The organism is Bradyrhizobium sp. 160, from assembly GCF_023073735.1.
GTDB lineage: Bacteria > Pseudomonadota > Alphaproteobacteria > Rhizobiales > Xanthobacteraceae > Bradyrhizobium.
Genome location: NZ_JADPKD010000013.1, coordinates 200,803 through 221,853, shown reverse-complemented (window position 1 = coordinate 221,853; position 21,051 = coordinate 200,803). Strand labels below are relative to the sequence as shown.

At 64.5% G+C, this 21,051-nt stretch carries 22 protein-coding genes; 7 read left to right on the top strand and 15 right to left on the bottom strand.

Translation table 11 applies throughout. The annotated features are described in order from the left end of the window. Window positions 1-898: 898 nt before the first annotated feature. The 6 genes from IVA98_RS07255 to IVA98_RS07230 all read right to left on the bottom strand — a co-directional run bounded on the left by IVA98_RS07255 (window position 899) and on the right by IVA98_RS07230 (window position 6,886). Entirely contained in the window at window positions 899-2,131 is a 1,233-nt protein-coding gene (locus tag IVA98_RS07255) for a Zn-dependent hydrolase (protein ID WP_247302186.1), read from the bottom strand. Continuing rightward, the gene (locus IVA98_RS07250; protein WP_247302184.1) at window positions 2,124-2,909 is read right to left on the bottom strand and encodes an ABC transporter ATP-binding protein; all 786 of its coding nucleotides are present in this window, start codon (window positions 2,907-2,909) and stop codon (window positions 2,124-2,126) included. The genes IVA98_RS07255 and IVA98_RS07250 overlap by 8 nt, the downstream gene beginning before the upstream one ends. After that, window positions 2,906-3,679 (bottom strand): ABC transporter permease, encoded by a 774-nt coding sequence (locus IVA98_RS07245; protein ID WP_247354615.1) that lies wholly within the window; start codon window positions 3,677-3,679, stop codon window positions 2,906-2,908. Before IVA98_RS07245 ends, IVA98_RS07250 begins: the two co-directional genes overlap by 4 nt. 71 nt (window positions 3,680-3,750) lie before the next feature. Further along, complete coding sequence (locus tag IVA98_RS07240; protein WP_247337280.1) at window positions 3,751-4,695, bottom strand: ABC transporter substrate-binding protein; 945 nt, start codon at window positions 4,693-4,695, stop codon at window positions 3,751-3,753. A 107-nt stretch (window positions 4,696-4,802) separates the two neighbouring features. Beyond that, complete coding sequence (gene hutC, locus IVA98_RS07235; protein WP_247302179.1) at window positions 4,803-5,531, bottom strand: histidine utilization transcriptional repressor HutC; 729 nt, start codon at window positions 5,529-5,531, stop codon at window positions 4,803-4,805. Beyond that, window positions 5,528-6,886: a formimidoylglutamate deiminase gene (locus IVA98_RS07230; RefSeq protein WP_247354578.1), complete on the bottom strand. Its 1,359-nt coding sequence runs from the start codon at window positions 6,884-6,886 to the stop codon at window positions 5,528-5,530. Before IVA98_RS07230 ends, hutC begins: the two co-directional genes overlap by 4 nt. 82 nt (window positions 6,887-6,968) lie before the next feature. Here IVA98_RS07230 and hutI point away from each other — a divergent pair, with 82 nt between their 5' ends. The 3 genes from hutI to hutU are packed head-to-tail and all read left to right on the top strand — an operon-like array spanning window position 6,969 to window position 11,416. Continuing rightward, complete coding sequence (gene hutI / locus IVA98_RS07225; protein ID WP_247302158.1) at window positions 6,969-8,183, top strand: imidazolonepropionase; 1,215 nt, start codon at window positions 6,969-6,971, stop codon at window positions 8,181-8,183. Continuing rightward, window positions 8,180-9,739 (top strand): histidine ammonia-lyase, encoded by a 1,560-nt coding sequence (hutH, locus tag IVA98_RS07220; protein ID WP_247302156.1) that lies wholly within the window; start codon window positions 8,180-8,182, stop codon window positions 9,737-9,739. Before hutI ends, hutH begins: the two co-directional genes overlap by 4 nt. Window positions 9,740-9,748: 9 nt before the next feature. Then, window positions 9,749-11,416 (top strand): urocanate hydratase, encoded by a 1,668-nt coding sequence (gene hutU, locus IVA98_RS07215; protein ID WP_247302153.1) that lies wholly within the window; start codon window positions 9,749-9,751, stop codon window positions 11,414-11,416. 88 nt (window positions 11,417-11,504) lie between these two features. Here the strand turns inward: hutU and blaBJP are convergent, their stop codons facing one another. The 4 genes from blaBJP to IVA98_RS07195 form a co-directional block, all read right to left on the bottom strand. Continuing rightward, window positions 11,505-12,389: a BJP family subclass B3 metallo-beta-lactamase gene (gene blaBJP, locus IVA98_RS07210; RefSeq protein WP_247302150.1), complete on the bottom strand. Its 885-nt coding sequence runs from the start codon at window positions 12,387-12,389 to the stop codon at window positions 11,505-11,507. A 168-nt stretch (window positions 12,390-12,557) separates the two neighbouring features. Beyond that, window positions 12,558-12,833: a Plug domain-containing protein gene (locus IVA98_RS07205; RefSeq protein ID WP_247302148.1), complete on the bottom strand. Its 276-nt coding sequence runs from the start codon at window positions 12,831-12,833 to the stop codon at window positions 12,558-12,560. Window positions 12,834-12,894: 61 nt separating this feature from the next. Continuing rightward, window positions 12,895-13,740 carry a hypothetical protein gene (locus IVA98_RS07200; protein ID WP_346657689.1) on the bottom strand — a complete coding sequence of 282 codons (846 nt, stop codon included), beginning with the start codon at window positions 13,738-13,740 and terminating at the stop codon, window positions 12,895-12,897. Between the two features lie 603 nt (window positions 13,741-14,343). Further along, the gene (locus IVA98_RS07195; RefSeq protein WP_247337272.1) at window positions 14,344-14,655 is read right to left on the bottom strand and encodes a hypothetical protein; all 312 of its coding nucleotides are present in this window, start codon (window positions 14,653-14,655) and stop codon (window positions 14,344-14,346) included. A 173-nt stretch (window positions 14,656-14,828) separates the two neighbouring features. On the opposite strand from IVA98_RS07195, the gene IVA98_RS07190 reads away from it, so the two are divergent. Beyond that, entirely contained in the window at window positions 14,829-15,638 is an 810-nt protein-coding gene (locus tag IVA98_RS07190) for an ABC transporter substrate-binding protein (RefSeq protein WP_247302137.1), read from the top strand. Here IVA98_RS07190 and IVA98_RS07185 read toward each other — a convergent pair. From IVA98_RS07185 to IVA98_RS07165, 5 genes are all read right to left on the bottom strand, one after another. Beyond that, the gene (locus IVA98_RS07185; RefSeq protein WP_247302134.1) at window positions 15,612-16,310 is read right to left on the bottom strand and encodes an ABC transporter permease; all 699 of its coding nucleotides are present in this window, start codon (window positions 16,308-16,310) and stop codon (window positions 15,612-15,614) included. The genes IVA98_RS07190 and IVA98_RS07185 overlap by 27 nt on opposite strands. A 152-nt stretch (window positions 16,311-16,462) precedes the next feature. Then, complete coding sequence (locus IVA98_RS07180; RefSeq protein WP_247302131.1) at window positions 16,463-17,167, bottom strand: aquaporin; 705 nt, start codon at window positions 17,165-17,167, stop codon at window positions 16,463-16,465. Then, window positions 17,167-17,577, bottom strand: coding sequence for an arsenate reductase (glutaredoxin) (gene arsC / locus IVA98_RS07175; RefSeq protein ID WP_247302128.1), 411 nt, complete (start codon window positions 17,575-17,577; stop codon window positions 17,167-17,169). The genes IVA98_RS07180 and arsC overlap by 1 nt, the downstream gene beginning before the upstream one ends. 15 nt (window positions 17,578-17,592) lie before the next feature. Continuing rightward, window positions 17,593-18,072 carry an ArsI/CadI family heavy metal resistance metalloenzyme gene (locus IVA98_RS07170; RefSeq protein ID WP_247302126.1) on the bottom strand — a complete coding sequence of 160 codons (480 nt, stop codon included), beginning with the start codon at window positions 18,070-18,072 and terminating at the stop codon, window positions 17,593-17,595. An 11-nt stretch (window positions 18,073-18,083) separates the two neighbouring features. Then, complete coding sequence (locus IVA98_RS07165; protein ID WP_247354576.1) at window positions 18,084-18,428, bottom strand: ArsR/SmtB family transcription factor; 345 nt, start codon at window positions 18,426-18,428, stop codon at window positions 18,084-18,086. Between the two features lie 237 nt (window positions 18,429-18,665). Between IVA98_RS07165 and IVA98_RS07160 the strand changes: the two genes are divergently transcribed. The 3 genes from IVA98_RS07160 to IVA98_RS07150 all read left to right on the top strand — a co-directional run bounded on the left by IVA98_RS07160 (window position 18,666) and on the right by IVA98_RS07150 (window position 21,005). Next, window positions 18,666-19,517 carry a 3-hydroxybutyryl-CoA dehydrogenase gene (locus IVA98_RS07160; RefSeq protein WP_247302122.1) on the top strand — a complete coding sequence of 284 codons (852 nt, stop codon included), beginning with the start codon at window positions 18,666-18,668 and terminating at the stop codon, window positions 19,515-19,517. A 134-nt stretch (window positions 19,518-19,651) separates the two neighbouring features. Continuing rightward, window positions 19,652-20,116 (top strand): group III truncated hemoglobin, encoded by a 465-nt coding sequence (locus IVA98_RS07155; protein WP_247280627.1) that lies wholly within the window; start codon window positions 19,652-19,654, stop codon window positions 20,114-20,116. Window positions 20,117-20,351: 235 nt separating this feature from the next. Continuing rightward, window positions 20,352-21,005, top strand: a complete 654-nt coding sequence (locus tag IVA98_RS07150; protein WP_247302121.1) for a QcrA and Rieske domain-containing protein — start codon at window positions 20,352-20,354, stop codon at window positions 21,003-21,005. The last annotated feature ends 46 nt before the right edge of the window (window positions 21,006-21,051 follow it).

The following is a 21,051-nucleotide window of genomic DNA, read 5'->3' as shown; positions in this document are numbered from 1 at the left end:
GGTGCCCATGGCCCCGCGCATCGGCTGGGCGAGGCGGGACTAGACGCCCGGCTGGTGAAATGTGGATGGATGTAAACAGACGTAGCCAGGCCGGCGCGGGTCCGTCAGGCAAAACACCCGACCGTTTCCACATGTGTGTCAAGCCCTAAGCGGAAAAATATTCTCCTTTACCGAAATTCGGAAATAACGTATGTATCGGCCATCCCGGCTCATCCGAGAGGGGCGATCATGTGTCGTGATGATCGTGGAGCGGGCTTGCGGTGGACGCGGCAGCGTCGGGCGCGAAAAGTCAGGGGCAGGGCGGATTGCTCTCCGTGAGCCCTTAAGCTTCGCGCAGACGGACGGCGCTGTCAGGTTCGTCGCGCCAGCATGTCGATGGCCAGGTGCACAACGCCGTCGAACCCTGTGGCGCAGGCGAGCCGCGCGTACGGCAAAACCGTGTGGTCCTGGCCGTCGTTGCTACGGTCAAGCTCTTGCGGATGCGGCATTGGCGCCAACCGGCGCGGTGTCCGCGACTTCCACGAAGGCGAGGGAGGCCAGAACGAACTCGGCTCCCGGGAGAGCGCGGCATAAGCCGTCAAACCACTGCGCAGGGAAGGCCGTGTGTTGGGCTTCACCTGTATGCCGCTGTGCAGTTCTTCTGCGTGTGCCTTTCGCACAGCGGACCGTGGGTGCCAGGTCAGCACCCGGCCTTCCCTGCGCCCTCTTGGCTTGAGAGGGTGGAGCGACGAAGCAAAGCTCGGGCGAAACGCGCCGCGAGGATGCGAAGGCGTGTGTGCGACCACACGCGCTGTCTTCGCGCGGCCTTGACCTGGCGATCCAGTACTCCGAGACCGTTGTGGATCAATCGAGAGGCCGTGGCGTAGTGGATTCTCCGCTTTCGCGGGCAGAATCTCGTCTAGCCGCCGAGGATGCGGCGGCAGGCATCGACGAACACTTGCGCGCCGGTGACGATGTCGGCATCGGCGGTGTTCTCGGTCCAGTGGTGGCTGATGCCGCCGATGGACGGTACGAACAGCATCCCCGCGGGCATGATCGTTGCCAGCATCTGCGCATCGTGCCCGGCGCCGCTGGGCATGCGAACCGACCGCCCGCCGGCCAGGGCCTTGCTTGCGGCTTCGATCGCATCCTGAAAGCCGGCGTTCATCATGGCCGGCGCGCCGGTGCGCAGTTTCTCCACCGTGACGGTGCAGGGGCCCTTCGCATTGACCTCGTCCGTCATGGTCCGCAGCAACCGCTCCAGCCGCGCGATGACCGCCGGGTCGTCGTCGCGGATCTGGAACAGCATTTCCGCGCCGCCAGGAATGATGCTGGGTGCACCGGGATCGAGCGTGATGCGACCGGTGGTCCACACCGTGCGCGGGCCGCAGGCATCAGGGAAACGCTCGTCGATCGCGACGCAGAATTTGGCCAGCGCCAGCCCCGCATCCTTTCGCACGGCCATGCGCGTGGTGCCGGCGTGGTTCTGCTCGCCGACGAAGTTGATCCGGTATTGCCAGATGCCGACGATGGAGGTCACGACGCCGATCGCGAGGCCGCCGCTTTCGAGCGTGTCGCCCTGTTCGATATGTGCCTCGATATATCCGACGTGTCGTCCCGGCGGCGCGGTGATGCGCGGACGTCCTGCGAGCCCCATGTCGGTGAGTGCGTCGCGCATGGTGCGGCCGCTGGTGCGGTCGCGGGCAGCATCGATGTCGGCCTCGGTCACCTGACCGACATAGGAGCGTGAGCCGAGGAAATGCCCAAAATGTCCTTCCTCATCGCACCAGGCGGCAACCTCGACCGCGCCTTCGAACGAGGGATCGGCGTTCAGGACGCGTGCCGCCTCGAGCGCATAGACGACGCCGAGCGGACCGTCGAGCCAGCCGGCGTAGTTCTGGCTCTCCAGATGCGATCCCGCCAGCAGCTTCGGTCCCGGCTTCGCGCTGGTACCCAAGACGTTGCCGATGCCGTCGATGGCAGCGGAGAGGCCGGCGTCGGGCAGCTTCCGGATCAGCCAGTCCAGCGAAAACTTGTGCGCCTCGGAGAAGGTCGGCTTGTGCACGCCGGTCTTGTAGGCGCCGATGGCGCGCAGTGCGTTGAGGTCGGCGAGGACGCGCTTCCCGTCGGCGCAGGGCGGAGTGTCAGGCATGTTCGGCAACCTTCAGCGCCTCGCTGCGAATCTCCTCGACCAGCCGCTCCTTGAGCTGGACGAATTCCGGCGTGGTCTTGATCTTGTAGGAGCGCGGATGCGGCAGGTCCACATGGATCTCGGCCTTGATCCGGCCCGGGCGCGCGCTCATGACGACGACGCGGCTACCGAGGAAGATCGCCTCCTCGATATCGTGGGTCACGAACAGCACCGTTTTCTGGTCGCGCTCCCAGATCGCCAGCAGCATTTCCTGCATCAAGGCGCGGGTCTGGTTGTCCAGCGCGCCGAACGGCTCGTCGAGCAACAGGATTTTCGGGTCGTTGGCGAGCGCGCGGGCGATCGCGGTGCGCTGCTGCATGCCGCCGGAGAGTTGCTTCGGCCAGTGGTTCTCGAAGCCGGATAGTCCGACCTGGCGGATGAAGGCATCGGCGATCCGCTTGCGCTCCGCCTCGCGCACGCCGCGCTCGCGCAGGCCGAAGGCGATGTTCTCGCGCACGGTCAGCCAGGGGAACAACGTGTAGGACTGGAACACCATGCCGCGATCCGCGCCGGGGCCGGTCACCTCGCGCCCATCGAGCGTGACGCGCCCGCTGGTCGGGCGATCCAGGCCCGCAACGATGCGCAGCAGCGTGGACTTGCCGCAGCCGGAGGGGCCGAGGATGGTGACGAAGTCGTTGTTGCCTATGATGAGATCGGTGGGCTCCAGCGCCTTCGTCGGCGCGTTGCCGTGGCGTGCCGGGAAGATGCGCGAAACCTGTTCGATCTTGAGCGTCGTCATGCGAGCTTCCATGGGAACAGCCAGGCATTGAACGCCTTGAACAGGAAGTCCGAGATCAAGCCAATCAATCCGATCACGATGATGCCGAAGATGATCTGGCCGGTGTTGAGCAGCGCCTGACTGTCGGTGATCATGTGGCCGATGCCGGAGGACGAGCCGATCAACTCGGCGACGATGACGTAGGTCCAGGCCCAGCCCAGCACCAGCCGCAGGATCTCCGCAATTTCAGGGGCGGAGGAAGGCAGCAGCACGCGGCGGATGATGCCGCGGTCGCTGGCCCCGAGTGTATAGGCCGCCTCGACCAGGTCACGGCGCGTCGCGCCGACGGTCACGGCGACCATCAGGATGACCTGGAACACCGAGCCGATGAAGATGACGAGCAGCTTCTGCAACTCGCCGATGCCGGCCCACAGGATCAGGAGCGGAATGAATGCGGAGGCAGGCAAGTAGCGCGCAAAGGAGACGAACGGTTCGAGGAACGCTTCGACCGGCTTGTAGGCGCCCATGAGCACGCCAAGCGGCACCGCGATGATCGCGGCGAGAGCGAAGCCGCCGACGACGCGCCAGATCGTCATGCCGATGTCGTAGACGAAGCCCTGCTTGGCCAGCAGGTCATAACCTTCCTGCACCATGGTCAGCGGGTTGGCGAGGAAGGTCTTCGACACCTGGCCGCCGAGCGTTGCCCACGACCAGAGGGCAACGAACAGCACGAAGAACGCAAAGCCGTACGCCATGCGCTGCTTCGATGTCACGGGATCCAGGGGACGCATCAAACTGTCTATCCGAATAGCCGATCATGCGCCGGTCCCGCGCTTCAGCGGAACCGGCAACTTGCAGAGCTTTACTTGATGAAGCTCGCGTCGAAGAGATCCTCGACCTTCGGGGCGGCCTTGATGATGCCGATTTCGAGCAGGAGGTCGGCGGCCTCCTTGTTGAAAGTCAGGAAATCGCCGGCGAAGAACTTCTGGTTCGCGGCCTTGTCCTGCCAGCGCAGATATTTCGCCGAATTGCCGAACTGCTCGCCGGTCTGCTTCACATCGGCGCCCATGATCTCGTAGGCCTTGGCCTGATCCTTGGCGATCATGTCGAGCGCCTCGAAATAGCTGTCGGCGAGCGCCTTGGCGGCCTTGGGGTTCTCCGTCAGGAACTTCGGCGTGCAGCCAAAAGTGTCCATGACCATCGGGTAGTCGAGCGTGGTCGCGATGATCTTGCCCTTGTCCGGCGCGGCGCGCACGGTCGAAAGATAGGGTTCATAGGTCATCGCGGCATCGTTCTGGCCGGAGACGAAGGCCTGCGCAGCCGCAGCCGGCTCGAGATTGACGACGGTGACGTCCTTCACCGACAGGCCATTTTTCTTGAGCATCCAGGCCAGCGCGAAATACGGCGAGGTGCCGGGCGCGGAGGCCGCGACGGTCTTGCCCTTCAGGTCCTTGATCGAGGCCAGGTCGTTGCGGACGGCCATGCCGTCGGCGCCGTAGCTCTTGTCGAGCTGGAAGATCTGCTTGGTGGCAACCCCGTTGGCGTTCCAGGAGATCCAGGTCTCGACGGTCGTTGCCGCACACTGGACGTCGCCGGAGGCGATCGCGAGGTGACGGTCTTTCTGCGGGATTTTCTTGATGGTGACGTCCAGGCCGTTCTTCTTGAAGATGCCGGCTTCCTTCGCCAGCGTCAGCGGCGCAAAGCCCGTCCATCCGGAGATACCGATGCCGACCTTGACGTCGTCGGCGAGCACCGGAGTGGAGACCGCGAGGGCAATGATTGTCACAAATACTTTCAAACTACGCATGATTGTCGTCCTCCTGCCGATCGATGGATTGAACGTCCTGTTGATCCTTGTCTGTCCATTTGGACCGCTGCCCGAAGCATTGCACGAATTGTGCCGCCATTATTCTCTCAGCCTCCCTTGAATCGGGCGACAAGGCGGTGAGAGTCACCCGGATAGAGCAGGCGCACCGCGGTGATCGTGCGCGCGCTGCGCCAGGTATAGCGGTCGATCACGAGGCAAGGCGCGCCAACCGCGATGTCGAGCGCCTTCGCCGCGCGATCATCCGCAACAATGGCGCTGATGGTATGCTCGGCCTCCGTCCACGGGACATGGTGGAGCAGCCACGAGCCTGGCGGCTCGCGCGAGAAATCCGCGGTCGCAGCGTTCGGCACAGACGCAAGGTCGATCAGCCTGTCCTCGACGGCGAACGGCACATTGTCGGCGCTATGCCGGCAGGCGATCGCGACCACCTTGCCGGACTTCTTGACGCCCAGGCGGGCGCGGTCAGCGGCGGTCGCCGTGCGCAGCTTGCGGCCAATCAGCTCGTAGCCGTAGCTGCGGCCGAGCGAGATGATCTCGGCACGGATGTCGGCGATCTTGAGCACGGCAGACTGATGCTGCGGCCGGCGCACGAAGGATCCGGCGCGCCGCCGCCGTTCGATCAGGTCGGCTTGCGCCAGCTCCGACAAGGCCTTGTTCACCGTCATGCGCGAGCAGCCGTAGCGCGCGACCAGCTCGTGCTCGAAGGGGATGCGATGCCCGGGCGGCCATTCGCCGGTCAAAATGCACTTTTCGATATCGGCGCGGATTCGCTTGTAGAGCGTCGGCTTGTCGGCCGCATCGGTTGCTAGGCTCATGCGACGAGCCTCCGGACCGAGGCGTTGAAGCGCTCGCGTGCGGCTTGGCGCAGCTTGTGCCGGCCGCCCTCAACCACTTTGTCGCCGCCGACCCAGACGCAATCGACCGCGCCGCTGCCAGCCGCAAAGATCCAGCCGTCGATGACGGCGTCGCGTGCGCGTCCCGCCAGTGACGGATGTGCCGTGTCGAGCGTGACGATGTCAGCGCGCGCTCCTGACGCGAGGCCGACGGTCGTCTGCCCCATCGCCTGTGCGCCGCCCGCGAGCGCATGATCAAACAGCGTGCGTCCGGTCGAGCGCCCGGCGCCGCTGGAGAGCACGTTACGCTGGCGATGCTTGAGGCGCTGGCCATATTCGAGCTGGCGTAACTCGTCGGCGACGCCGATCATCACGTTGGAATCGGTGCCCACACCGAACGCGCCGCCGGCATCGAGGAATTCGCGTGCCGGAAAGATGCCGTCGCCGAGGCTTGCTTCGGTGATCGGGCAGAGACCCGCGACCGCGCCGGACTTGGCGAATGCGGTGACTTCCTCATTCGTCGTGTGGGTGGCGTGGATGAGGCACCAGCTTTGATCGACCGGCGCGTGCTCCAGCAACCATTGCACAGGTCGCCGTCCCGACCATGCGAGGCAATCCTCGACTTCCTTCACCTGTTCGGCGGCGTGAATGTGCACCGGCCCGCCATCGGCAAGCGGAATGATCGACTTGAGCTCGTCAGGCGTCACCGCGCGCAGACTATGCGGCGCGATGCCGATATTCGCGCCCGGCAACCCGCTGATCGCCTTGCGCGAGGCGGCCATTAGCGCGGCGAACTGATCGACCGAGCAGATGAAGCGGCGTTGGCCTGCATGCGGCGGTGCGCCTCCAAAGGAGCCGTGCGCATAAAAACTCGGCAACAGCGTCAGCGCAATGCTTGAAGCTTCGGCAGCCTGTGCGATGCGCGCGGCCATCTCGCCGACGTCAGCATAAGGCGAGCCGTCTCGATCATGATGGAGATAGTGGAATTCGCCGACGCGGGTGAAACCTTGCTCCAGCATTTCGACATAGAGCAGCGTCGCGACGGCGGTCACGTCATCTGGCGTCATCGCCAGCGCGAAGCGATACATCGTCTCGCGCCAGGTCCAGAAAGTGTCGGTGCTGTCGCCGCGCAGCTCGGCGAGACCCGCCATGCCGCGCTGGAACGCGTGGCTGTGCAGGCTCGCCAATCCCGGAAGCGCGATTGCGTGGCGCTCGTCCCCGGCTGCCGGCGCCACATTCGGCGTCACCGCCGCGATCGTGCCGGCGGTGACGACCACCTGCACGTCATTGGCCCAGCCCGAGGGCAAGAGCGCGGAGGCGAAATGCAGTCGGGTCATGATTACACGCCGGCTGGACAGAACCGCCCCACGATTATATGTCTAGACATATAAGTCAAGCATCCCACGAAGGGGCCGTTGCATGGCAGAGCGCTTCGACCGGATCTGGCACAATGCCCGGCTCGCCACGATGCGGGCTGACCGTCCTGACCTTGGCGAGATCGAGCGGGGCGTCATCGCCGCGCGCGGCGGCCGTATCGTCTATGCGGGCGCGCAGACCGATTTTCCGGCGGATGCCGATGCGGTGGAAAAGATCGATTGCGCGGGACGCTGGATCACGCCCGGTCTCGTCGATTGCCACACCCATCTGGTCTATGGGGGCAACCGCGCGCACGAGTTCGAGCTGCGCCTGAAGGGGGCGAGCTACGAGGAGATCGCGCGCGCCGGCGGTGGCATCGTCTCGACGGTGGCTGCGACGCGGCAGGCGAGCGAGGCCGAGCTCGTCGTAGGCGCGCTGCCGCGGCTTGACGCCTTGATCGCCGAGGGCGCAACCACGGTCGAGATCAAGTCCGGCTATGGTCTCGATACCGAGACTGAGATGCGTCAGCTTGCCGCCGCGCGCAGCCTCTGTGGTCGGCGGCCGGTCGCGATCCGCACCTCCTTCCTCGGCGCGCATGCACTGCCGCCGGAGGCGGAGGACAACAAGGATCGTTACATCGATCTCGTGTGCCATGAGATGCTGCCCGCGATCGCAAAGGCGGGACTTGCCGATGCCGTCGATGCCTTCATGGAAGGCATCGCGTTCTCCGCCGGGCAGACCGCGCGGGTGTTCGAGACAGCGCGGGAACTTGGACTGCCGGTCAAGCTCCATGCCGACCAGCTCTCGAATCTCGGCGGTGCTGCGCTTGCCGCGAAATTCTCCGCGCTCTCGGCCGATCATCTCGAGCACACCGATGAAGCCGGCGCCGTCGCGATGGCCAAGGCCGGAACGGTAGCCGTGCTGCTGCCCGGTGCCTTCTACTTCATCCGCGAGACGCAAAAGCCGCCGGTCGAGACGTTTCGCAAGCTTGGCGTCCACATGGCGCTGGCGACCGACTGTAATCCCGGCAGCTCACCGCTGACCTCGCTGCTGCTCGCGATGAACATGGGGGCGACCCTGTTCCGGATGACAGTGGCCGAATGCCTCGCCGGCGTGACGCGCGAAGGTGCGCGGGCGCTGGGCGTGCTGGATGAGAGCGGTACGTTAGAGGCCGGCAAATGGTGCGACCTCGCGATCTGGGACATCGAGCGGCCGGCCGAGCTTGTCTACCGGATCGGCTTCAATCCGCTGCACGGGCGGATATGGAGGGGCCAGTGACGGAGCGGGACGCAGCGATCGTCGTCAGACCGGGGATGGTCCGTCTCGACGATCTCGGGTGTGTGCTCGATGGTGCGCCCGTCGTGCTCGATCCCTCGTTTTGGGCGCGCGTCGAAGCAGCGGCGGAGATCGTCGCAAGAGCCGCGCGCGCGGATGTCCCCGTCTACGGCATCAACACCGGCTTCGGGAAGCTTGCGTCGAAGCGCATTCCGCCGGATCAGACCGCGGTGCTCCAGCGCAACCTGATCGTCTCGCATTGCTGCGGAGTCGGCCCGGCGACACCCGAATCGATCGTGCGGCTGATGATGGCGCTGAAGATCGTCTCGCTCGCCCGCGGCGCCTCCGGCGTCCGTCGCGAGCTGATCGAGCAGCTGCAGGACATGTTGGCGCGAGGTGTCTATCCGCTGGTGCCGCAGCAGGGCTCCGTGGGCGCATCCGGCGATCTTGCACCGCTTGCGCATATGACGGCCGTGATGATCGGCGAAGGGCAGGCGATCGTTGACGGGAAAATTGTATCTGGCGCCGAAGCGCTGAAGGCCGCCGGACTCGCGCCGCTGACGCTCGGGCCTAAGGAAGGGCTCGCGCTGATCAACGGGACGCAGTTCTCGACCGCCTACGCCATCTCGGGCGTGCTGCGCGCTTTTCGCCTCGCTCGCGCCGCGCTCGTCACGGGGGCGCTGTCCGTCGATGCGGCGATGGCCTCGACGGCGCCGTTCCGCCCTGAAATCCAGGCGCTGCGCGGCCACGCCGGGCAGATCGCCGCGGCGGCGACGCTGACGGCGCTGCTCGACGGCAGCGACATCCGCCTGTCGCATCTCGAAGGCGACGAGCGCGTGCAGGACCCCTATTGCCTGCGCTGTCAGCCGCAGGTCGCGGGCGCAGCACTAGACCTGATCACGCAGGCGGCGCGCACGCTGATGATCGAGGCCAACGCCGTCACCGACAATCCGCTGGTGCTGGTCGAGACGGGCGAGATCGTCTCCGGCGGTAATTTTCACGCCGAGCCGGTGGCCTTTGCCGCCGATGCGATTGCGCTCGCGCTGTCGGAGATCGGCGCGATCAGCGAGCGGCGCATCGCGACGCTGGTCGATCCTGCACTCAATTTCGGCCTGCCGCCGTTCCTGACGCCCGACCCCGGCGTCAATTCCGGCTTCATGATCGCCGAGGTCACGGCGGCCGCGCTCTATGCCGAAAATAAACAGCGGGCGCTCGCCTGCTCGATCGACTCGACCCCGACCAGCGCCAACCAGGAAGATCACGTCTCGATGGCCGCACATGCCGCGCGGCGCCTGTCCGACATGGCCGACAATCTCGCCGCCATTCTCGGCATCGAGCTTCTGGTCGCCGCCCAAGGCATCACGCTTCGTGCGCCGCATGCGACCAGCGCGCCGCTCGCTGCCGTCATTGCCACGCTTCGTGAGCAAGTGCCCGCACTCGGTGCCGACCGCTACATGGCCGGCGATCTCGCCAAGGCAGCTGCACTGATCGAGGCCGACGCGTTGCCGGCCAACGCGATTGCCGCACTTCCATCCGATCCGTTTCCGAGACTTGATTAAGAGGTCCGCATGAACCGCCGACTGGACAACGACCGCACCATCCGCGCGCCGCGCGGCAGCGACATCAGCGCCAAGAGCTGGCTGACGGAAGCGCCCTTGCGCATGCTGATGAACAATCTCGATCCCGACGTGGCGGAGCGGCCGAGCGAGCTCGTCGTCTATGGCGGCATTGGCAGAGCCGCGCGCGACTGGGAGAGTTTTGATCGGATCACGGCGGCCTTGCGCAAGCTTGAAAACGACCAGACCTTGCTAATCCAGTCCGGAAAACCGGTCGGTGTCTTCCGTACCCATGCCGACGCACCGCGCGTGCTGATCGCGAACTCCAACATCGTGCCGCACTGGGCGACGCTCGATCATTTTAACGAGCTCGATCGGAAGGGCTTGATGATGTACGGCCAGATGACCGCGGGCTCCTGGATTTATATTGGCAGCCAGGGCATCGTGCAGGGCACCTACGAAACCTTTGTCGAGGTCGGCCGTCGCCACTATGGCGGCAGCCTCGCTGGTAAATGGATTGTCACCGCCGGCCTTGGTGGCATGGGCGGCGCGCAGCCGCTGGCCGCAACCATGGCCGGCGCCTCGATGCTCGCGGTCGAATGCCAGCCCAGCCGCATCGACATGCGGCTGCGCACCGGCTATCTCGATCGGCAGGCCGCAACGCTCGACGAAGCGCTTGCGATCATCGAAGAGGCGGGAAACACTAAGAAGGCGGTCTCGGTCGGCCTGCTCGGGAATGCCGCCGAGATCTTCCCGGAACTGGTGCGCCGCGGTGTCAAGCCCGACATCGTCACCGATCAGACCAGCGCGCACGACCCGATCAATGGATACTTGCCGAAAGGCTGGACGCTGGCCGAGTGGGAGGCGAAGCGCGCGTCCGATCCGAAGTCGGTCGAGCGTGCCTCGAAGACGTCGATGGTCGAGCACGTCAAGGCCATGCTGGATTTCCACGCACAGGGCATTCCGACGCTCGACTACGGCAACAACATCCGCCAGATGGCGCAGGACATGGGCCTGAAGAATGCCTTTGATTTCCCGGGCTTCGTTCCCGCCTATATCCGTCCCCTGTTCTGCCGCGGCGTCGGGCCGTTCCGCTGGGCCGCACTCTCGGGCGATCCCGAGGACATCTTCAAGACGGATGCCAAGGTCAAGGCGCTGATGCCTGACGACAAGCATCTGCACAATTGGCTCGACATGGCGAAGGCGCGCATCAAGTTCCAGGGCCTGCCGGCGCGGATCTGCTGGGTCGGCCTTGGCGATCGCCATCGTCTGGGCCTTGCCTTCAACGAGATGGTGGCGCGCGGCGAATTGAAAGCGCCGATCGTGATCGGCCGCGATCACCTCGACAGCGGTTCGGTGGCAAGCCCGAACCGCGAAACCGAGGCGATGAAGGACGGGTCGGACGCGGTGTCGGATTGGCCCTTGCTCAACGCGTTGCTCAATTGCGCCAGCGGTGCGACCTGGGTCTCGCTGCATCACGGCGGCGGCGTCGGCATCGGCTATTCGCAACATGCCGGCATGGTGATCGTGGCCGACGGCACGCCGGAAGCCGCGAAGCGGATCGAGCGCGTGCTCTGGAACGATCCCGCCAGCGGCGTGATGCGCCATGCCGATGCAGGCTATGAGACCGCGATCGACTGCGCTCACGCCAACGGCCTCGATCTGCCGAGCCTGGCCTAGTGCGATCAGATCGCGACCTTGGCTGCGGCTCCGTCTCTGCTTCGCCGAACGCCGTGCCGGATGAGGCGAAGGCAATGCTAGACGGCCGCTATTTCTTCTCCAGTGCCGCGGTCTGTTTGGCCAGCTGCTTGTCGAAATCCTCGGACAGGCCGGTGATGTAGGTCGCCAGCTCCCCCGGCCTGACGAACGGGTTCGGCGCGCCGTCCTTCATCTGCGCCCGCTTGGCCTGCATGCCGTAGACCTCCGGATGCGGCCCGAGCAGCACGTCGATCTTCATCGCCTTGGCCTTGGCGAATGTCGCGCGATAATCATCGACGATCCCGGGATAGGTCGGTTGACCGACCAGCCTATTCAGCGCGACCGTGCCGCTGCAGAAGAACAGCACCTCGCGGTCCTCCTTGCCGTCCTTGACACTCATCTCCCAGCTCGTGCAGCCCGGCGAATGGCCGGGCGTTGCATGCGCCGTCAGCGTGACGTCGCCCAGTGTGACCTTGTCGCCTTCCTTCACCGTGCGGTCAACCTTCACCGCAGGGAAGGCGAGGTCCTGGTTCTTCTCGTCGCCGGGATAGTAGCCGCCTTCGAGCAGCGGCTTGTCGCGCTCACCGGCCACGAGCTGCGCGCCGGTTTCCTTCTTGATCTCGGCAAAACCGCCGGTGTGGTCGAGATGCGCATGCGTGTTGAGGATGTATTTGATGTCTGAAACCTTGAAGCCGAGTTTGGCGATGTTGTCCTTGATCATGCCGGTGGACTGGGGCATCGCCGTGTCCATCAGGATCAGGCCCTGCGGGGTCTTGATGACGTAGACGGCAATGCCTTCGGTCCCGACATAGTAGATGTTGCCGATGAGCTGGAACGGCTCGAATGGGGCTGTCCACTTCTGCATGACCGCGGCCAGGAAATCCTTGATGGTCTGCGCCTGCGCGTCAGTTGCGAACAATGCCAGCGCGCACAGCGCGGCCGCGAGCTTCTTCATAGTCTGCCTCCCATTAGTTTTCTTGTCGTCTCGATCGGGCGCGGAAATCGTGTGCTCGACCGGTGCGCAAGTTACGTCGCGATCGGCGTTGCGGGCAACTGCTTCGTGTCTGGAAAATTTGATCTGCCGCGCGGCAATAGCGCCAGGCCGGCCGAAGGCCACAAGAGCCTAGCGCCCGATCGTCACCCCGGCGGTCGCGCGCATGGCGCCCCGGAGGCTCGTCGCGTTCATGTCGTCAAGGACCTGCCGCGTCAGCACGGTGGTCTGGCCGGGCGTGTTGAGGATCGTCTCGCTGCGCGAGGACGAGAGCCGATCGGCCTTGTAGAGTGTGGCCGGATCGGCGACGGGAGCAGCCGCGTGACGCGGCCATTTCCCGGCCGCGAGAGCGGGCTGCCCAATGCAGAAGGCGGCGAGCAGGACCACAGACAATGACCTTGCGCGCATATGCGATCTCCCATGTTGGGACATCAACCTAGCACATCGCCAGTGGCCGCAGAAGAAAGGATCAGGCGAGAGCGGCCTGGCGCTCCCGCACCGGCTCGCGGACCCGGTCGTGTTTCCCGGGCTCTGCGAGCCGGGTGAAGCTGCGCTGGCTTGCATGCGCAGGCGCCTCGACGATGACGCCCTCGCAGACGATTTGCCCGCCCAGCATCTTGAATTCCAGCTTGTCGTAGCGCGGCATCGTCTCGCCGGTCGCGGGTGGCAGCAGTCCGACACTGCCCTGGATGTTGAGCGTGGCATCGCCGGTGCCGTGCAGGCGCGGATTCCACATCCTGATCCCGGTCTCGGCCCAGCGCTGCCGGATCAGCGCGGCACGATCGGTCGGCTCTGTGGGTCTAGCGCGAACTTTCCGTGTGCTGCGAATCTCCGGAGAAGCAGACACGACAGCGGGAGCCGGCTCGATATTCGTGATGGCGCCGAGCGAATAGGCAGAGGGAACACCCGTAGCGACGGCTTTGGCGAGCGGCGCATCATTTGCGGTGGCGGGCGCGATCTCGGCGCTGCCATATGGGGCGCTGCCGGAGCTGGTTTCAGGCACGTCCGCAGCAACGCTGATGGTATCGACGACAACGGCGGGAATTTGATCGGCGACGGCCGCGGAAGCGCTGGGCGAGGATTTGTCGCTGGTGAGAGGGGTCTCGACCTCTCCAGACGAAAGCGAGACCTTCGCTGCGACGGCTTCAACCGCCGCCGGCACTTCAGAGCCCGTCTCGCTGACGATGACGAGATCAGGAACCAAAACCGGATCGTGCTCCACGTCGGGCGATGAAGCAGAAACGTCCTCGACGGCCGGGTATGTCGAGGCCGCCTCGGCTCCTATCAGTGTCTCCGGAGTTGAAGCGTCTTCCACGCGCATTTCGGTCGAGGGGCTCTCCGCATCGACAGAGACAGCCGTGTCATTCTCGGCTACCGGAGCCGTGACCGCGAGGTCGGAATTGTCATGCAAAGGCTCCGCGCTGACGTCGGTGACGCGAGCCGGAGCGGCTTCCGCAACGTCGATGAGGGCGGCTGGGCCATCTACGGCACTCGGTGCAACGTCAACGCTGCGGCTGTGCGGCGGGGGCCGAAGCCGGGTGAACGCCCAATTCACCGCAGGGAGGCGGCGCAGCAACGATATCAGTCTCGAAAGCACTGGAGTTATCCAAGAGGTACCCGGCGTGAGGCTATCGCTGATTCGCCAGCAATGTAAAAAACTGCCCCGGCCCTCGCACCGATGTCAATCGAGACGGGACCAATTGCAGAACATCGGTGCGCTCACACACGAGGCGGAAACCGCCCGTGCTTTTGTAATTGTGATTGTCGGCGGTATCTCAAAGCCTGCGCTATCGCTGATTTCACTGAACAGCGCGAGCGGTCATTGGCATAGCTACGATCGGCATCAGCCGGGGCGCGGCGTAGCAGCGAACTCCCGGGGAATCTTCAGGCTAGGCGAAGCTGTAACGTCCTCTCGCGGCTATCGCCCGGAGCCGGAGCCTGCACCGCCGCCGGAGCCAGCGCCACCGGAGCCAGCGCCGCCACCGGCTTGGCTGCCCATGTTATTCGTATTGGTGCCTCCTGCGGATGGCTGTTGGGTGCCCTTGCTGTCGCTGGCCTCGTTCTGCATGTTCGACGAACGGCCCGTCGTCATGCCCTTGGTCGCGGGCCCCCGCGACGAGGGACCGACGTCGCCTTGGCCGGATGCGCCTGGAGCGGGTTGTGTCTGCGCGAATGCGCCCCCGGTCGCCAGCGCCATGACGCACGCGGATGCCAAAATGATCTTCTTCATCGCAGTCTCCTTGCCTTTCACCTCGAAGACAACATGCCGATGCTGGCGACGTTCCTGGACGATGGCCTGTCGGCGTCCGCCTCGGATCAATTCGCGTTGCACCCAAATTTGACGGTTCCCGTCTCGTCCGTTCGTGGCTATTCAGGAAGCCCGTTGCTTGTTCGAGGATACGTATGAGGAAGATCGCCGCGATCGGAGCGCTTCTGCTCTGGTCCACCATCGCGTTGGCGCAGGATCGCACAATCACCGTGGCCTCGACGACGTCGACGGAGCAGTCGGGGCTGTTTGGCTATTTGCTGCCATTGTTCTCGAAGGCTTCCGGGATCGACGTGAAGGTCGTTGCCGTCGGCACCGGCCAGGCGCTGGACATCGGGCGGCGCGGCGACGCCGATGTGGTGTTCGTTCATGACAGGGTTGCCGAAGACAAGTTCATGTCCGAGGGGCAGGGCGTGAAGCGCTTCGACGTCATGTACAACGACTTCGTCATCGTCGGTCCCAAGAGCGATCCGGCGCAGATCGCCGGCAGCAAGGACGTCACTGATGCGCTGCGCAAGATCGCGGCGGCGAAGGCGCCGTTCATCTCGCGCGGTGACAAGTCCGGCACGCACGCGGCCGAGCTGAGGCTATGGGAGGAGGCAGGCGTCGATCTCAGTGCGGCCAAGGACGGCTGGTATCGGGAGATCGGCCAGGGCATGGGACCAGCGCTGAACATGGCGTCGTCGTCGAATGCCTATCTTGTCTCGGACCGCGGCACCTGGCTCTCGTTCAAGAACCGGGGTGAGCTCGCCATCCTGACCGAGGGCGACAAGCGGCTGTTCAACCAGTATGGCGTTATGCTGGTGAATCCGGCCTTGCATCCGAACGTCAAGGTGAAGGACGGGCAGGCCTTCATAGACTGGCTCATCTCATCCAAGGGGCAGGACGCGATCGCAGGCTACAAGGTGGGCGGCGAGCAGCTATTTTTCCCCAACGCGTCCCACTAGCAGGAACGCGATGGTTGACACCGCGACGCTGAGCGCGAGCAGGATCAGTCCGAGCCCCAGTGCCAGCGGCAGGTCGCCCTTGCTGGTCTCCAGCGCGATCGCCGTTGTCATCGTGCGGGTGAAGCCCCGGATATTGCCGCCGACGATGATGATGGCGCCGACTTCAGCGATGGCGCGGCCGAAGGCCGCGAGAAAGGCCGTCAGCAGCGAGGTCCGTCCCAGCGCGAACAGGAGTGCCATGCTGCGCAGCGCCGACAGTCCGTCGATCCGCGCCAGATCGCCATACTCCGCCCACAGCAGGCTGGCCGGCCGGTGCACCAGTGCCACCACGATCGGCGTCGCGAGCAGCGTCTGCGCAATCACCATGGCAGTTGGCGTGAACAGCAAGCCGGCGGGCCCAAACGGGCCGGACCGCGACAGCAGGAGGTAGAGCGCGAGCCCGACCACGACCGGCGGAAGACCGAGCAAGGCATTGGTCAGAATGATGATGACCTGACGTCCGCGGAAGCGCGTGATCGCAAGCAGGGCCCCGAATGGGGCACCGATCAGCAACGCGACGATGCTGGCGGTCAGGCTGACACGAATCGACAAGGCGACGATGCCGAGCAGTTCGGCGTCCACTTCGCCGATCAGCGTGAAGGCGGCAACAATGGATTGCGCGAACTCGTTCATCCGGCCGGACGCTGTTGCGCCGGGGAGGATGCCTCGGGATCGTCGATATCGCGCAATCGAATCACGGGATTGGTCTCTGCGAGTCCGACAGAATACTCGGGCGAGATGATTTGGACAGGCGATTTAGCGCAAAATAACCGTCAAATGCCGCGTTATGCAGGCGTTCCCGATGTGATCTCGGCGGCGTTCGGCTTTACAGAGGCTGGGCTCCAAAGCCAGCGCGCCACCACAACGGCAAGAACTGCCCCTACGAATTGAGCGGCGATGAAAGCTGGCACGTCCCGCGGGGCAATACCCGCGAACGTATGAGACAGCGCGCGGGCGATGGTGACCGCGGGATTAGCGAACGACGTGGATGACGTGAACCAGTAAGCCGAAGTAATATAAAGGCCGACGGCATAAGGAACCGCGGCGGGTGTCCGATACCGGACGCCAAGGATCGTCGACAGCAGACCGAAGGTCGCCACGGCCTCGGCCAGCCATTGTCCGGCGCCGGCGCGTTCCGTGAGCGAATGCTGGAGGACTGCAAGCTCGAACATAAGGTGTGCGATCTCAACCCCGGCGATGCCACCGGTGATCTGAGCGACAAGATAGATCGCGGCGTCCCTCCATGACGTTTCGCCGCGCCAAGCTAGTGCCAGCGTCACCGCTGGATTGAAATGCGCACCCGAGATCGGAGCGAGCATCAGGATCAGCACGACGAGGATTGCGCCCGTGGCAATCGTATTGCACAGCAGTGCCAGCGCGACGTTTCCGGCGGCGAGCTTTTGCGCCATGATCCCCGAGCCGACGACGGCGGCAAGCAGGAACGCTGTCCCAAGCGTTTCGGCGAAGGCGCGCTGTCGCAGGCCCGACATCAGGCGCCGCGATCGAGCCTGACGCGCTCGCCGTCTTCCTTGACGAATTCGCCCTGTTGCGCCGGCAACAGATCGAGCACCCGTTCGGAGGGACGGCAGAGCCTGACGCCGTTCGGCGTCACCACGATCGGCCTGTTGATCAGGATTGGATGCGCCATCATCGCGTCGAGCAGCTCGTCGTCAGTCAGCGCCGCGTTATCGAGCTCGAGCTCCGCATAGGGCGCCGCCTTCTCGCGAACGGCCTCGCGCACCGAAATCCCCATGCGCGCGATGAGCTGCTGCAACAGCGCGCGCGATGGCGGCGTCTTCAGATATTCGATCACGTGCGGCTCGATGCCGGCGTACCGGATCATCGCCAGCGTGTTGCGCGAGGTGCCACAATCGGGATTGTGATAGATGATCGCATCCATGGGGAGTCCTCGTGCTCAGCAGCACGCCTGCGAGGCTGTGGGCGCTGCCTGCGGCGCGCAGCAGGCCGATTGCTGCTCCCGCTTCTTGTGAGCGACCCGCGCCCGGTTCTCGCCGCTGCCGTCGCCGTAATCGGTGCTCTCGCCCCTGGTGTAGAAGGTTTCCCAGGCGATGCCGGCCGGATCGTCAATCCAGGATTTTTCCGACTTGGCATAGCAGCAGGTGGTCTGTCCTTGCTCGACCACGTTGCCGCTGGCCTGGCGCAGCCGCGTATAGACTTCCTGGAGTTCCTCACTGGTCTCGACCTGGATGCCGAGATGGTCAAGGCCGGCCGCGCGTCCGCGCGTCGAGATCGCAAAATTCACCCGGGGATCGTCCAGCATCCATTTGGCATAGTCGGATTTCACGACCGAGGGCTCGCTAGCGAACAAGGCGGAGTAGAATCCGATCGAGTGAGAGAGATTTTCGACGGACACGTGAACATGCAGGCGCTTCATGGTCGGTCCTTTCAGGCTGGCACTCTGCTGTGCTTTCGCGCGGATTTCGAAGGCGTGGCCGGAGCGCACGACACGCCGCCGCAGCAGTTATCGGTCAGAAAACCGAGGAGCGCGTTCATGGTCTCAAAGCGCGCCGCGTAGATCATCGAGCGTCCCTCGCGCCGGACGGTCACGAGTCCGGCCGTCCGCAGCCGGTCGAAATGGAAAGTCAGTTTGTTGGGGGCGAGATCCAAAGTTTCGGCGACAGCGCCGGCAGTCATGCCGTCGGGCCCGGCTTGCACCAGCAGGCGGAAGACCTCGAGACGGTTGTCCTGTGCAAGCGCGGCGAGCGCCGCGACGGCATCGTTCGTTTCCATATTTCAACGATTATGGAAATAATGGACGGCTGTCAATCGAGAGCGTAGGGGGTCTACCCAGTCTCGAATTGACGGTCGGTCGCAGCATTCAGCGGTAGGCGACTTTATTCCGGCGATGGATGCTTTAAGGAGTGGCACGATCAGGTCGCACGCGCCCGGTGGGGGTGCTAGACCCTGATGCAGAAACAACGGGGCTGAGCCGTCCTGGCGCCGCCCAAGCATGAAGGACACGACGCAATGATCCAAACCGTTGGCATCATCGGGGCAGGCACCATGGGGAACGGCATCGCGCAGGTCTGCGCGGCGGCCGGGCTCTCGGTCGTGATGGTCGATATTTCTGATGCTGCGGTGAACCGCGGACTTTCGACCGTCGGGGGCAGCCTCGAGCGGCTGGTCAAGAAGGAGAAGATGTCGGCGGCCGATCGCGAGGCGACGCTCAAGCGCATCACCGGCACCACGGACCGGTCGAAGCTGTCGGATTGCGACCTCGTCATCGAGGCGGCGACCGAGAACGAGGAGCTCAAGGTCAAGATACTGAAGGATCTCTGCGCGACGCTGTCGCCGCGCACGCTGGTTGCGACCAACACCTCCTCGATCTCGATCACCAAGCTCGCCGCCGCGACCGACCGCCCTGACCGCTTCATCGGCATGCACTTCTTCAACCCGGTGCCGGTGATGGCCCTGCTGGAGCTGATCCGCGGCTTGCAGACTTCCGACGACACCCACGCCAAGGCGCTCGATTTCGCCAGGCGGGTCGGCAAGGTGGCGATCACGGCGAAGAACAGCCCGGGCTTCGCCGTCAACCGCATCCTCTGTCCGATGATCAACGAGGCGATCTTCGCGCTTCAGGAAGGGATCGCGACGGCGGAAGAGATCGACGCCGGCATGAAGCTTGGCTGCAACCATCCGATCGGGCCGCTAGCGCTGGCCGATCTCGTCGGCCTCGACACCATGCTTTCGGTGATGGAGGTCTTTTACAAAGGCTTCAACGACCCTAAATATCGGCCAGCCCCGCTGCTGAAAGAGATGGTCGATGCCGGTCATCTCGGCCGCAAGACCGGGCAGGGCTTCTACACCTATAGCGCCTGATGAAGGCATCAGCGGCGGGCGTTCAGCGTCCGCCGCTAGATCCCGCAATTTGCGCTGCGACAAAGACGCCGCGCAATTGGCCCGACAATGTCGAACGGGGGCTCGCGGGAACAACGGAACGGACAACGAAGGACATGTCGGATCGACTGAAGGCCGAGCGCGACGCGGCGGCTGCGCGGCGGAACCTGCTGACCGAGGATGCGATCGAGCGCACCGGGATCACCGAGGAGATGATTGGGGAACTCGTCACCCGTTTCTATGGACGGGTGCGCGAGGACGCACTGCTCGGTCCGGTTTTTGCGATCGTCCAGAACTGGGACGAGCATCTCGCCAAGCTCACCGATTTCTGGTCATCGGTCGTTCTGATGAGCGGCCGCTATCGTGGTTCGCCGATGCGGGCGCATCTGCCGCTGAGCCTGAGTGGCGACCACTTCGACCGTTGGCTCGACCTGTTCGAACAGACTGCGCGCGAGATCTGCCCGCCGGCGGCGGCCGCGCTCTTCATAGACAAGGCGCGGCGCATCGCCGACAGTTTCGAAATGGCGTCGGCGACGGTCGCAGGGCGTATCGCATCGCCGCGCCACGTGCTCCGGTCCTAGAGCGATCTGCTCCGCGTTTGCGCTCCGCAACGAAGAGCGCGGTGCACCAATTCCAGCATCATTGGTCTGATCTGCAAAATCATCATGCAGATCGCGCGGTGTGACGTTGAAATCGCGAAAATCCCTTTGAATGGGCTGATGATCGCGCAATCAAAGCGAGTAAAGCCATATTGATGCAGTGCAGTGCCAATTCTTTGCCTTGTTTTTGGCAGAGTTCCAGCGCCTGCTAATAGACATGTCGCGCGCACCGTCCACCGCCCATTCCTCACCCTCCAAACCCATTGCGGAACCTGAAGCCGACGCGGGCATCGAGCAAACGCGGCGAACGCTGCTGCTTGCCGCGCTCGCGACCACCGCGTGTCTCGGCTGTTCCCAAGCGGCGCGCGCAGGTGAAGATCCACCTGGCTCGGACGAGCGGCCCCAGAAGGGCGATGTGCTCGTTTTCTCCGAAGGCGACAAGGAGGGAAAACTCATCACTGCGGCCGATGTGCCGGCCGGCGGGCCCCCGGTCCATGCCTGGCCGAAGGATCCCAACACGTCGGTGGTGCGGAGCGCCTCGCGCCTCAACGAGATCCTGATCATCAAGCTCGATCCCGCCGAGTTCGACGAGAAGACTCGTGCGCGTGCCGTCGACGGCATCATCGCCTATTCGGCCATCTGCTCGCATGCGGGCTGTCCCGTCACCGCCTGGGTGAAGAGCGATGCCGGCGACAAGGAGGTGTTCAAGTGCATGTGTCACAACTCCGAATTCGATCCCCGCGAGGGCGCGCAGGTCGTGTTCGGGCCGGCACCGCGACGGCTTGCGGCGCTGCCGCTGGCGCTCGTTGACGGTTCGCTCAGTGTCTCCGGGAATTTCATCGGAAAGGTAGGAGGCGCGCAGCCGGGATGAGGGACAGTGCGGGCCGTGCCCGCGCCAGGAGAGGCCGCATCCGCCG